7 protein-coding genes and 1 tRNA gene are annotated in these 13,556 nt (G+C 64.1%); 3 read left to right on the forward strand and 5 right to left on the reverse strand.

Translation table 11 applies throughout. The features are described from left to right. Positions 1-65: 65 nt before the first annotated feature. The 4 genes from QUH67_RS02560 to QUH67_RS02575 form a co-directional block, all read right to left on the reverse strand. On the reverse strand, positions 66-1,400 hold the full coding sequence (locus tag QUH67_RS02560) for an HlyD family type I secretion periplasmic adaptor subunit (RefSeq protein WP_300945082.1): 1,335 nt from the start codon (positions 1,398-1,400) through the stop codon (positions 66-68). Positions 1,401-1,478: 78 nt separating this feature from the next. Further along, the gene (locus QUH67_RS02565; protein WP_300945083.1) at positions 1,479-3,695 is read right to left on the reverse strand and encodes a peptidase domain-containing ABC transporter; all 2,217 of its coding nucleotides are present in this window, start codon (positions 3,693-3,695) and stop codon (positions 1,479-1,481) included. Next, complete coding sequence (locus tag QUH67_RS02570) at positions 3,692-5,488, reverse strand: ABC transporter transmembrane domain-containing protein (protein ID WP_300945084.1); 1,797 nt, start codon at positions 5,486-5,488, stop codon at positions 3,692-3,694. Before QUH67_RS02570 ends, QUH67_RS02565 begins: the two co-directional genes overlap by 4 nt. 217 nt (positions 5,489-5,705) lie before the next feature. Further along, a complete protein-coding gene (locus tag QUH67_RS02575) occupies positions 5,706-5,939 on the reverse strand; it encodes a hypothetical protein (protein WP_300945085.1) in 234 nt (77 codons plus the stop codon). Positions 5,940-6,095: 156 nt separating this feature from the next. Between QUH67_RS02575 and QUH67_RS02580 the strand changes: the two genes are divergently transcribed. Further along, positions 6,096-11,534 (forward strand): cadherin domain-containing protein, encoded by a 5,439-nt coding sequence (locus QUH67_RS02580; RefSeq protein ID WP_300945086.1) that lies wholly within the window; start codon positions 6,096-6,098, stop codon positions 11,532-11,534. Positions 11,535-11,783: 249 nt separating this feature from the next. Then, on the forward strand, positions 11,784-12,833 hold the full coding sequence (gene dctP / locus QUH67_RS02585) for a TRAP transporter substrate-binding protein DctP (RefSeq protein WP_300945087.1): 1,050 nt from the start codon (positions 11,784-11,786) through the stop codon (positions 12,831-12,833). 200 nt (positions 12,834-13,033) lie between these two features. On the opposite strand, the gene QUH67_RS02590 is transcribed toward dctP, so the two are convergent. Next, entirely contained in the window at positions 13,034-13,309 is a 276-nt protein-coding gene (locus tag QUH67_RS02590) for a hypothetical protein (RefSeq protein WP_300945088.1), read from the reverse strand. 63 nt (positions 13,310-13,372) lie between these two features. On the opposite strand from QUH67_RS02590, the gene QUH67_RS02595 reads away from it, so the two are divergent. Further along, a tRNA-Ser gene (locus tag QUH67_RS02595) sits at positions 13,373-13,482 on the forward strand. Positions 13,483-13,556: the final 74 nt, after the last annotated feature.

A 13,556-nucleotide genomic window follows, 5' to 3' on the forward strand; every position in this document is an offset into this window, starting at 1 on the left:
GCCCTGGCTGTTGATCGCGGCGCTGAGCCCGCTAGACCAGGCCGCATTGACCAGCGCGCCCTCGCTCAGCGCTCAGCGAACGCCGCATCGACCCCGCGATAGATCGGCTTCAGGACGTATTGCAGCAGCGACTTGCTGCCGGAGATGATTTCGGCATCGACCGTCATCCCGGGCTTCAACTGCCATTCCGCCGCGTAGCGGTCGGAGCGTTTCGCGTCGAATCGAACCAGCACCTTGTAGAAGGCGCGCTTCTCCTCGTTCTCGGTGGTGGTGGGAGAGACCGCTTTGACCTCTCCCTTGATCTTGCCGTACTTGCTGAAATCATACGCCGTTACTTTCAGTTCGGCCTTGTCGTTGACTTTCACGGCCGCGATATCGTCGGGCTTGACGAAAATTTCCGCCACCAGCGCGTCGTCCTGCGGGACGATCCGCACAATCGTCTCGCCCGGGCGGACAACCTCGCCCGGCGAGCGTTGCAGCACTTGCTGGACCCGGCCTCGCGTCGGCGCGCGCACGATCAGGCGCTCGACCCGGTCGGTCTGCTTCTTGATCGTTTCCTCGATCTCGGCGAGTTCGCCCGAGATCTTGGAGAGTTCCTCGCCCCACAGCCGGTTTGCCTGCGCGTCGGACTCGTCCAGCGCCGCGGCCGTTTCGCGCAGCGCTTCCCGGGTCATCGACAACCTGCCTTCGGTCGTCGTCACCAGGCCGCGCGCCTGTTCGAGCAGCGCTTCGGACTCCAGCACCTGCTTCTTGGACACGTTTCCATTGTGCACCAGGGTTTGCCGCATATCGAACTGCTGCTGCTGGATGCCGACCAGCCGTTTTTGCGCCACGATATCCCGCTCCAGCGCGTCGATTTCGGCCTTGCGCTGGGACATCCGGACCAGCTGCAATTGATGTTCCCTTGCCCGATGGTCGAAGCGCAGCCGGTAGACCTGAAGGTGCTCGGCCAGCAGGGCGGCATCGACGCCGCCAAAGCCGTTGAGATCGAAGTCGCGGCCCGCGAGCAGCGCGGTGACCCGCTCCTTCTGCAGCAGCAGGTTTTGGGCGCGGGATTTCAACCCGGCCAGTTCCGAATCCGCGATCACGGTCTGCAGGCGCAACAGCGGCTGGTCCTGCTCGACGAGCTGCCCTTCCTCGACCAGAATCTGTTCGACGACGCCGCCCTCGAGATGTTGCACCGGCCGGACCTGGGACACCGGGATGAGCTGGCCGCGGGCTACCGAGAGCTCCCGGATCGGGGCCAGCGCCGCCCACGGCAGCGCGGCGAGCACGATCAGAAGGACCAGCCGCATCCTGTTGCGTGAGACGACAAAGCCCCGCTGTTCTTCAAACTCGATCGGCGTCGCCAGCCAGTCCGGTGTTTCGGACGGCGATCCCTTGGTGGTTGTGCTGGTCACGCTCATGACTTCCTCTTTCGATCCGGGGCGCGCATCATCAGTCCTGTTTTCGCAACGCCGCCCTGCTCGACTCTGTGCCTAGGCCGCGGTGGTGAGCCCGGCCAATATCCTGGTAACGACGACCTCGGGCTTTGCATCGGTGACGATCGCGCCGCCGCGCATTTCGATGACGCGATCGGCCATCAGCATGTGGCTGGGCCGCGCGGTGACCCACAGCACGGTGCATTTGCCTCTGAGGACCTCCAGATGCTTCATGAATGCGGCGTCGCCGGCCGGATCGAGCCCGATGCCCAGATCGTCAATCAGCAGGATGCTGGGCTTCTTGACCAGCGCGCGCGCGATCGAGAGCCGGCACAGCCATCCCTGCGACAGCGAGCGTGCGTCCGTTCCACTGATCCGCGTCGCCAATCCGTCGGGAAGGGCGGGGTGCGGCAGCGTTACGCCGACGGCAGCCAGTGCTGCGATGATGTCCGCATCGGTCGCATCGGGACAGGCAAACCGGAAGTTGGCGGCAATGCTGCCGTAGAAGAATGCCAGCTGTTGCGATGCAAAGCCGATGGAAGCGCGAGCCTCCGCGGGGTGGAGCTGCCGCAGGTCCAGCCCACCCAGGCGGATGGTGCCCATATACTGCGGATAGAGCCCGAGGATCACCTTGAGCAGCGTGGACTTGCCGCTTCCGCTCGGTCCGATCACCGCGACGATTTCCCCGGCCTTGACCTTGAGGCTGACGCCACGCAGTTGAGGCTCCTGCCGCTGGCCCAACGACAGATACGCCCCCGACACGAAGATCTGCCCGGCGAGGCGTCGAGAGAGAATCGGCGGCGCCTCGCTGGCGTGTTCGTTGCCCATCCGAATGAGGTCATTGATGTGGTGCACGGTCGTCAGCGTTTGCTTGAGTCGGGCAATATTGAGCGCGAAGATCTGTATCGGCATCAGCACCCGCCACACGATCATCATCGCAACGATCAACTCGCCCAGCGACATGACGCCGTCCATCACGCGCTGCGCGCCGAAACCCAGCGTCAAAATGCCGGTCAGCACGACCAGCGCATTGGTAATCGCCTGCAGATGCGAGACGAGCTGCAGATTGCGGAAGCGGGATCTCAAGGAGGCCGCAAGGCTGTCCGCGTAGCGCGCCAGCCAGATCGTCTCGGCGGAGGCGTTGCGGATCGTCCTGAGCTTGTCCGTCAATTCGAACAACAAGGCATCCGACTTGTGCTTGTTGGCGCCCACCTCGGCGATCGACGCTACATTGGCCGTGGCGCCGACGGCACAGACAATGACGATGATGCAGGCAAGCCCGATCGGCAGGAAGCCGAGCATTCCCCCGATCGAAAACAGCAGGATCAGGAATGTCAGGGTGAACGGCAGATCGAACAGCGCCGAGGCAAAATTTCCGGCGAACAGCTCACGCCCGATCTCGAACTGACGGAAGCGCGCCAGCTGCGAGGCGATGGGGGCGCGCTCGGTCATCGGCAGCGGCAAATTGAGCAGCGATTTCAGCGCCCGGACCGATACGACGGCATCCAGGCGGGCCGCAAGATAGGCGATCCGCCGCGATCGGAGCTGGCGGAACCAGAACTCAAAGCCCAGCGCGATCATGCCAGCCGACGCCATGAAGGCCAGGGTATCCAGCGAACTGGTGGCAATGACGATGTCGTAGACCGAAAGCACATAGAACGACAGCAGCAGCCCGATCGCGTTGATCGCGACCGAATAGCCGGTGATCTGCGAAATCGGTCCGCGCAATTGCCTGAGCACGTCGCCGACGAAGCCGCCGGTCGGCGCTCGTCCGGCGAACCGTTCGATCTTGCTGAGCCGGATCTGATAAACCGCTTCGCCGGAGCGAAATCGATCGGTGCGCGTTCGGGTTCCGCACAGGCTGTAGATTTCGAATTCGCCCCGCGGCCCCAGCGTGACGAGGTCGCAGGTGTCGTCGGCGCCGACCAGCAGGCAGGGAAGATCGTCCCTGGACAGGTCGGATGCGCGCCGGTCGAGTCCGACCAGGTTGACATCGAGGCGCGCCAGAACGGCCTGCAGCATGCGCACGGATGCGATGGGATTCAAATGCGGCAGCGCCTCGAACACCCGATCCTGCGTGCCTTTCCAGCCGACGCAGGCGAGGATCTCGCAGAGCATGCCGGCGAACGGACCGGTTGCCGCCGGCGGGCCGGCCGGATCGTCCTTGGGCGCGCCGAACTCTGCGATCAGCCGCCGCTGCTGCTCGAGCACGGCCTCCCGGGTGATCTCGGGAGTGGCGGGCGGGCGCTCGAAACTGTCGGGAGGGCGCGTCATGCCACGGCGCCTGCGGTTCGCCCGGTCAGGCTCGCGGACGTTTCTTCGATCTGGCTGAAGTTTCCGCCGCTCAGCGTGAACCGGCGGTCGGCGATGGCGGCAAAGGACGGGCGGTTGGTGATCAGCACCATGGTAAGCTGGCCCTTGAGAGAGAGCAGCGTCTCGCCCAGCGCGCGATCGCTTTCGTAGTCGAGCGAGCCGTTGGCCTCGTCGAGAACGAGGAGCCGCGGACGATCCGCAATGGCGCGTGCGATCGCGATGCGTTGCAGGAAGCCGTCCGGCAACATTTCGGTCGCGGACTCGCCGAGCTGAGTCTCGTAGCCGCGTGGCAGCCGGTTGATGTCTTCTTCGAGGTTCAGCAGGCGTGCGGCGGCGCGGGCCTGGGCGATCCGCTCGGAGCGGAACAAGGTGAGATTGTTGAGCACGGATCCACGCACCGCGGCATTCTGATGATCCACCAGCGCCACGCAGCCGCGCGTCTGATTTTCGGCCGTCGCGGCGGCAATGTCATCGATCAAAACGTGGCCTGCCTCGGGCACCAGGCGTCCGGCCGCCAGCCGCGCCACGGTGGACTTGCCGATACTGTCGCGGCCGCTGATGGCAATGATCTCGCCGGGTGCGACCTCGAGACTGGCCCCGGCGAGCGTCGCGGCCTGCGCCTCGCCCGGGGTGAACCAGACCTGGTCGAACACCAGCCGCGCCGGCGACCACGTGCTTGCAGGGGCCGGCACCGTCAGCGGCGCGTTGCTCGGGAGGTCAAAGATCGGTCTGGCGATCTGCTGCGATACGAACACGCCCTGGATCTCGTTCCAGGCGGATACCAGCCGCAGCGATGGCTGGATCATGCGCCCGGCCAGCATGGTGCTGCAGGCGACGACACCGATGGAGACTTCGCCGTTGACCGCCAGAACAGCCGCGACCGTGGCCGTGGCGATCTGCGTGACGATCGAAACCATGGAGCCGAGACTCTGCGCATCGTCCGCAAGGCGCACGACGTTGTAGGTCGAGCCCGCGGCCTGCTCCGTCAGGCGCTCGAAGCGCCGCAGGATCTGCTGTTCGGTCCCGAGCGCCTTGACGGTGGCAATGCCGTTCAACGTCTCGATCATGAAGTCCCGTATCCTGGCCTCGGCGACCATGCGTCTGGCCGTGGTGCGCCTGAGCTCACGTCCGCGCGCGATCGCCGATATGCCGAAGATCAGAAAGATCGCGACGGGAACGGCGGCGATCCAGCCGCCGATGGCGGTGAGGAGTGCGAAGAAGATGACGACGAAAACCATGTCGATGAGCACCAGCGGCGCGGGGCTGATGCTGAATTCGCAGATGGCCGCCACGGCCTGCAATCTTTGAATCCACAGCGCGACGGGCTGAGAGTCGATCAGCTTTGCCGGCGCAAAGGCGACCAGGCTGGCAGCCTCGACGTTGGTCTTCCACGCAAGCTTCATCGCGCTCCACGCGATGACGTAGCTGCGCGAGATGCGCAGGATCGTTTCCAGAACGAGGATGCCGCATATCCCGATCACCAGATAGGCGAGTGTCGACCTTGCCGCGTGGGGAACGATGCGGTCATAGACCTGCAGAATGCCCAGCGGGAGAGCAAGGCCGAGCAGGTTGATGAAAACCGAAGCCGCCAGCACATCGGCCGGAAGGCTCCACAATGTCCTGGCAAGGAGACTGACGAAGCTGACCGCATCTCGCCTGGTGAGGCGCACGTAGTGCCGGACCCTCGTAGTAATACGGAGGTCGGACATCTGCGCGGCGATGCGTTGACTGCTTGGTAGGTCGAACAGCGACATTTGTTGTCCAAATGAATGCGGTACGTTCGACCATCAACGAAGAGTCTTAAATCTACCCTCAACAAGGTCAAAAGAAAGCTTAAGGCCACCGCGAAAAACCGGAGAGGGCCGGCAATGAATTTCAATGAACTCGGTGCAGTGTGTCTGCTTGCGTCGGAAGAATAACTTGCTTCCGCGCCGGAGCGTCACGCACATGTCTATCGATGCCGGTCTTCTGCTACCGTCGAATGAGGATCTCGATGCGTTGGTCAGGTCTCTGAAAAAGGCCGGTGACGCGCCGGCTCCATCGCAAGATCACGATCAGCAGGCCTCGCATTTTCCAAACATCCACCAGGGCAGCAGCACTCCGCTCGTTGACGAAGGCATCCGTGAAACTACGGTGGTCGCCATCGCCGATGTGGTTGAGGTTATCCAGACCGCGCCCGACGCCAGCCCGCGTTTGACGTCCCATCACCAGGATCCCGGCGATGCCCCGGTCGTCAGCGTTTCGGTCCCGGAAAATACACCCGTTGAGATCATTGCTGTTGGAACCCCGGCGCTACCGGTGCTGACCGGTGCTGACACGATCGAGATCCCTGCTTCTTTGCCCGCGGCCGTTCGGTCGGTCATGTCCGGGATCGGAATCGACCAGGCCGGTATCGATGCCGATGCGGCACCTGCTACAGCGCAGGCACGCCTGCCCGCCACCGCGGTCACCAGGGCGGCGGAGCCGAGTTCGTACGAGACGCTCGACATGGATGCGGCCGTTCGGAACGAAGCGCCAAGCGACATCACGGTCATCGGTGGCGCGGTGGTGGAGAACGCCGCGGCCGGAACCGTGGTGGCCATCCTCGGCGCGGCAGATCCCGATGCCGGCGACAGTTTTGTCTACACGCTGACCGACCCCTCTGGTGCATTCGAAATCGTCGGCAATGAAGTGCGGGTGAAGGCCGGCGCGACGCTCGACTTCGAGACGGCGGCCTCGCACGATGTCGGCATCGAGGTGACCGATGCCGCAGGCCTGACTCATCGCAAGACGCTGACCATCGCGGTGACGAACCGGAACGAGGCGCCGAGCGACATCACCGTCGCCGGCGGTTCGGTGGTGGAGAATGCCGCGGGCGGCACGGTAGTGGCAACGCTCGGCGTGGCAGACCCTGATGCCGGCGACAGCTTTGTTTACACATTGACCGATCCATCGGGAAAATTCGAAATCGTCGGCAATGAAGTGCGTGTGAAAGCCGGCGCGACGCTCGACTTCGAGACGGCAACTTCGCACGATGTCGGCATCGAGGTCACCGATACGGCGGGGCTGAGTCATCACGAGACGCTGACCATCGCGGTGACGAACCGGAACGAGGCGCCAAGCGACATCACCGTCGCCGGCGGATCAGTGGTCGAGAATGCCGTGGCCGGCACGGTGGTGGCAACGCTCGGCGCGGCGGACCCCGATGCCGGCGACAGCTTTGTTTACACATTGACCGATCCATCGGGAAAATTCGAAATCGTCGGCAATGAAGTGCGGGTCAAGGCCGGCGCGACGCTCGACTACGAAACGGCAACCTCGCACGATCTCGGCCTGACAGTGACGGATGCCGGCGGGTTGAGCCGCAGCGAAACGCTGACGATCGCCGTCACCAATCAATCCGGATCCTTCACCGGGATTGCCGCAAACGACGTGCTGACCGGTAGCGGCGAAGAAGACGTCCTGTCGGGTCTTGCCGGTAACGACACCCTGCAGGGCTTTGCAGGCAACGACACGCTCAGTGGCGGCACCGGCAACGATGCCATGATCGGCGGTTCCGGTAACGACACCTATGTGGTCGATGCCGCGGGTGATGTGGTCACGGAGCTTGCCGGCGAAGGCGCCGACACGGTGCAGAGCAGTGTCAGCTACACGCTCGGCGCCCATGTCGAGAACCTGCAGCTGACCGGAACCGCCGCGATCAATGCCACTGGCAACACGCTCGACAATTTTCTGACCGGCAACAGCGGCAACAACGTCCTCAGCGGCGGCGCCGGCAACGACACCATGGCCGGCGGCCTGGGCAACGACACCTATGTGGTCGACGCGGCCGGCGACATCGTCTCGGAGCTGGCCGGTCAGGGCACCGATACCGTGCAGAGCAGCATCACTTACGCGCTCGGTGCGGATGTCGAGAACCTGCTGCTGACCGGAACGGCCGCGATCAATGGCACTGGCAACAGCCTGGCCAACACGCTGACCGGCAACACCGGCGACAACGTCCTGGACGGCGGCGCCGGCAACGACGCCATGGCCGGCGGCCTGGGCAACGACACCTATGTGGTCGACAATGCCAGCGATGTCGTGACGGAAGCGGTCGGGCAAGGCACCGACAATGTGCTGAGCAGCGTCAGCTATGTGCTCGGCTCCAATGTCGAGAACCTGTCGCTGACCGGAACGGCCGCGATCAACGCCACCGGCAACACCCTCAACAATGTGCTGACCGGCAACAGCGGCAACAACATTCTCAGCGGCGGCGCCGGCAACGACACCATGGCGGGTGGTCTCGGCAACGACACCTATGTGGTCGACGCGGCGGGCGATGTCGTCACCGAACTGGCCGGTCAGGGCACCGACACTGTGCAGAGCAGCATCACTTACGCGCTCGGCGCGGACGTCGAGAACCTGACGCTGACCGGAACGGCCGCGATCAACGCCACCGGCAACACGTTGGACAATTTGCTCACCGGCAATAGCGGCAACAACGTCCTCAGCGGCGGCGCCGGCAACGATACCTTGAGCGGCGGCACTGGTAACGACAGCATGATCGGCGGCACCGGCAACGACACGTATGTCGTCGATGCCGCAGGTGACGTGGTCACGGAGCTTGCCGCGGAAGGGGCAGACACCGTGCAAAGCAGCGTCAGCTACACGCTCGGCGCCAATGTCGAGAACCTAACGCTGACCGGAACCGCCGCGATCAACGCCACCGGCAACACCCTCGACAATGTGCTGACCGGCAATACCGGCAACAACGTGCTCAGCGGCGGTGCCGGCAACGACACCATGATCGGTGGACTCGGCAACGACACTTATGTGGTCGATGCGGCCGGCGATGTCGTCACCGAACTGGCCGGGCAAGGCACCGATACCGTGCAGAGCAGCATCAGCTACGTACTCGGCGCCGACGTCGAGAACCTGACGCTGACCGGAACCGCCGCGATCAATGGCACTGGCAACAGCCTGGCCAACACGCTGACCGGCAACACCGGCGACAACGTCCTGGACGGCGGCGCCGGTAACGACACCATGATCGGCGGCGCCGGCAATGATACCTATATCGTCAACGCGGCGACCGACGTGGTTACCGAACTGGCCAGCCAGGGCACCGACACGGTGCTGAGCAGCGCCAGTTTTGTGCTCGGCTCCAACGTCGAGAACCTGACGCTGACCGGAACGGCTGCGATCAATGCCACCGGCAATACCCTCAACAACGTGCTGACCGGCAACAGCGGCAACAACATTCTTAGCGGCGGCACCGGCAACGACGCCATGATCGGCGGGCTGGGCAATGACACCTATGTGGTGGATGCGGCGGGCGATGTCGTCACCGAACTGGCCGGCGAAGGCGCCGACACGGTGCAGAGCAGTGTCAGCTACACGCTGAGCGACCATGTCGAGAACCTGCAGCTGACCGGAACCGGCACGATCAATGCCACCGGCAACACGCTGGACAATGTGCTGACCGGCAACAGCGGCAACAACATTCTTAGCGGCGGCACCGGCAACGACGCCATGATCGGCGGGCTGGGCAACGACACCTATGTGGTGGATGCGGCGGGCGATGTCGTCACCGAACTGGCAACGCAAGGCACCGACACCGTGCAGAGCAGCATCAGCTACGTCCTTGGCAGCAATGTCGAGAACCTGCAGTTGACGGGATCCGCCGCGATCAACGCCACCGGCAACACGCTGGCCAATACGTTGACCGGCAACACCGGTGACAACGTCCTCGACGGCGGCGCCGGCAACGACACCATGATCGGCGGTGGCGGCAACGACATCTATGTGGTCGACAACACCAGCGATGTCGTGACGGAAGCGGCTGGGCAAGGCACCGACACCGTTCAGAGCAGCGTCAGTCACACGCTCGGCGCCAATGTCGAGAACCTGCAATTGACGGGATCCGCTGCGATCAACGCCACCGGCAACACGTTGGACAATCTGCTGACCGGCAACAGCGGCAACAACGTTCTCAGCGGCGGCGCCGGTAACGACACCATGGCCGGTGGTCTCGGCAACGACACCTATGTGGTCGACGCGGCCGGCGACGTCGTCACCGAACTGGCCGGGCAGGGCACCGACACCGTGCAGAGCAGCATCACTTACGCGCTCGGCGCGGATGTCGAGAACCTGACGCTGACCGGAACCGGCGCGATCAATGCCACCGGCAACACGCTGGACAACGTGCTGACCGGCAACAGCGGCAACAACGTCCTCAGCGGCGGCGCCGGCAACGACACCCTGATCGGCGGCACCGGCAATGACACCCTGATCGGCGGCACGGGCAACGACCTGTATGTCGTCGATGCCGCGGGTGACGTGGTCACGGAGCTTGCCGCGGAAGGGGCCGACACCGTGCAAAGCAGTGTCAGCTACACGCTGGGCGCCAACGTCGAGAACCTGCAGTTGACGGGATCCGCCGCGATCAACGCCACCGGCAACACGCTCGATAATGTGCTGACCGGCAATACCGGCAACAACGTCCTGAGCGGCGGTGCCGGCAACGACACCATGATCGGCGGACTGGGCAACGACATTTATGTCGTCGATGCGGCCGGCGATGTCGTCACCGAACTGGCAGCGCAAGGCACCGACACCGTGCAGAGCAGCATCGCCTATACGCTCGGCGCGAATATCGAAAATCTGACGCTGACCGGAACGGCCGCGATCAATGCCACCGGCAACAGCTTGGCCAACACGCTGACCGGCAATACCGGCAACAACGTCCTCGATGGCGGCCAAGGCAACGACATCATGATCGGCGGTGGCGGCAATGATACCTATGTCGTCGACGCCGCGACCGACGTCGTTACCGAATCGGCCAGTCAGGGCACCGACACGGTGCTGAGCAGCGCCAGTTTCGTGCTCGGCTCCAACGTCGAGAACCTGACGCTGACCGGAACCGCGGCGATCAACGCCACCGGCAATACCCTCAACAATGTGCTGACCGGCAACAGCGGCAACAACATTCTCAGCGGCGGCGCGGGCAACGACACCATGATCGGTGGTCTCGGCAACGATACGTATGTCGTCGACGCTGCCGGTGACGTGGTCACCGAACTGGCCGGGCAGGGCACCGACACCGTGCAGAGCAGCATCAGTTACGTGCTCGGCGCGGACGTCGAGAACCTGACGCTGACGGGAACGGCGGCGATCAACGCCACCGGCAACACGCTCGACAATGTGCTGACCGGCAACAGTGGCAACAACGTCCTCAGCGGCGGTGCCGGCAACGATACCTTGATCGGCGGCACGGGTAACGACAGCATGACAGGCGGCACGGGCGACGACATTTATGTCGTCGATGCCGCGGGTGACGTGGTCACGGAGCTTGCCGCGGGAGGGTCCGACACGGTGCAAAGCAGCATCAGCTACACGCTCGGCGCCAACGTCGAGAACCTGACGCTGACCGGCGCGGCGGCGGTCAACGCCACCGGCAACACGCTGGACAATGTGTTGACCGGCAATAGCGGCAACAACGTGCTCGGCGGCGGCGCCGGCAACGACACCATGACCGGTGGACTGGGCAACGACACCCTGATCGGCGGCGACGGTAACGACGTCTTCGTCTACATGAGCGGCCAGGGGTCTGACGTTGTCCAGGGCGGAACGGGCGCGAACTGGCTCGACACCATCGACCTCGATCAGAGCCTCGGATCGTTGCAGCCCGCGAGTGACTGGACCATCAGCCTGACGTCGGGCAGCATCGTGAGCAGCGGGAGCAACGACATGGTGTTTTCAAGCGACGCCAGCGGCGTCATCAATTTCGCCGATGGCTCGAAGATCGATTTTGTCGAAATCGAACGCGTGCAGTGGTAACGAAGCTGCGGATACCGCGCAGCAACGGCCGGATGCTGAGGGTGGAGCTGGTTCGCCTGCGGCTAACCTTGCGCCCGGTCGCACGGAACTCCCGTAGAACTACGAGTCCGATCCTTAACCGCGACTTAGGCGGCGACGGATGATCGTGCGCCAGGGCCCGCCGGATTTTCTTCGCGACGGGGCTCTGCATCGCCGTCGATCCGCTTGCCGCTCGGTGCAACAGGCCGAGCCTGACGACAGGATTCCCTGATGTTCTCGAACAGATTGTTGATCGCCGCCGTCGCATGGCTGGGCGTGCTGGCGCAGGGCGCAGCGCCTGCGGGCGCCGCCGAATTCCTGCTGCGGCTCGGTTCGACCAACCCGCCCGGGTCCGCGGCCGACGCGGAGTTTCAGGCGGTCGCACGGGCCATCGAGCAGGAGTCCGGCGGCCGCATCGAAGTCGCCTCGAAGCCGGCCGGCGGCTATGGCAAGGTGCCGGAAATGTTCGCCATGGTCGAACGGGGCGACATCGAGATGGCCGTGACGGTGCAGGGTTACAGCCCCGGCCGCTTTCCGCAGTCGTCGGTGATGGAATTGCCGCTGATGTTCCAGAATTCGGTCGCCGGCACCAAGGCCATGATGGCGATGTACAAGGAAGGCCTGCTGGACAAGGATTACGCGACGGTCAAGGTGCTCGGCCTTTACGTGCTGGAGCCTTATCCGATCTTCACGACCGGCAGGAAGATCGAGACGGTGCGGAATTTTCGCGGCGTGCGGATTCGCGCGCCGAGCATTACGGTCGGCCTGGCGTTGTCCAAGCTCGGCGCCATTCCGCTCGGCATGCCGAGCCAGATGGTCGGCGAGACCCTCGCCAGCAACACCCTCGATGCGCTCTCCATCGGCTGGACCTCGCTGCTCAATACCAAGGGGATCGGCGGCAAGCCGCTGGCCGATCAGGTCAGCGTGGCGGTCGATGCCAAGTTCGCCGCACCAGCCCTGATGCTGGTGATGAACCGCGCCAAATGGGAGGCGCTGCCGGCGGATCTGCAGGCGATCGTCGCGAAGCACAGCCCGGCGCTGAGCGACGGCGGCGCCGCGGCGCGCGAAGCGGCCGATCTCGCCTCGAAGAACAAGGTGCTGGCCGACAAGCGGATCACCGCCATCAGCTTCAGCGACGCGCAAGTCGCCGAACTGAACCGCGTCGTGACGCCTGCGATCGAGGACTGGAAGGCCAGCATGGCCAAGCGCGGTCTCGACGGCGAGAAGCTTTATACGAGGGCGCGCGAATTGATCGCGCAATACCAGGCTGACGCCAGATAGGCGGCATCACGACGGGGAGGGGCGGGGGCCGGTTCGCGAAATCAGTCCTGCCCCTTCAAGAAAGCGCTTCCGCAGAGATGGCCGAGTGGCTTAAGGCGCAGGCCTGGAAAGCGTGTGAGCGGGAAACCGTACCGTGGGTGCGAATCCACTCTCCCCGCCAGCGCTCAAACGCGACGCTGCACGGAGCGGGCGTCGCGCCATTACTGCGCGGCGACCTTGGTCTTCGAAGCCATGTCCCGGTCCATCACGCTGCGGCAGCCGGACGAGAGGCTGGCGCGCTGCTTGATCATGCACGCGGTGATCTTGGCGACGTTGGGAATTTCGGAGCCGCACAGGCGGAACGCATCGCCGGTGCACTGCTGCTGGGCTTCCGAACTGAAGGCAAAGCTGGCGTTGGGGGCAAGTGCGGAAAAGCACGCGGCGGCGGTCAGCACCAGCGCGGTCTTGCGAACAACCCGGTTCAGGAATGCGGTCATTTTAGTCCCCCGATCATGGCGGCCCGGATGGGCGGCTTCAATGCGGGGATCATGCTCTCCCCTGGGGAGGATATCTGTGATGTTGGTCACTTAAGCTGGTGGCTTAGGCGCACGCTTGGAAAGCGTGGGTGCGGGAAACTGTACTGTGGGTTCGAATCCCACTCTCTCGGCCAATAAATTTCGTATCGTACTTCCCCGGGCGCCAAAGGGTTCTATCGAGGGCCACTCAGGACGTCCGCCAAGTTTC

It is taken from the genome of Bradyrhizobium roseum, from assembly GCF_030413175.1.
Classification (GTDB): domain Bacteria; phylum Pseudomonadota; class Alphaproteobacteria; order Rhizobiales; family Xanthobacteraceae; genus Bradyrhizobium; species Bradyrhizobium roseum.

Bases quoted from the DNA above. Each gene is read 5' to 3' on its own strand.
- dctP (WP_300945087.1), top strand. From the start codon at position 11,784: ATGTTCTCGAACAGATTGTTGATCGCCGCCGTCGCATGGCTGGGCGTG.
- QUH67_RS02580 (WP_300945086.1), top strand. From the start codon at position 6,096: ATGTCCGGGATCGGAATCGACCAGGCCGGTATCGATGCCGATGCGGCA.
- QUH67_RS02565 (WP_300945083.1), bottom strand. From the start codon at position 3,695: ATGACGCGCCCTCCCGACAGTTTCGAGCGCCCGCCCGCCACTCCCGAG.
- QUH67_RS02570 (WP_300945084.1), bottom strand. From the start codon at position 5,488: ATGTCGCTGTTCGACCTACCAAGCAGTCAACGCATCGCCGCGCAGATG.
- QUH67_RS02575 (WP_300945085.1), bottom strand. From the start codon at position 5,939: ATGGGACGTCAAACGCGGGCTGGCGTCGGGCGCGGTCTGGATAACCTC.
- QUH67_RS02590 (WP_300945088.1), bottom strand. From the start codon at position 13,309: ATGACCGCATTCCTGAACCGGGTTGTTCGCAAGACCGCGCTGGTGCTG.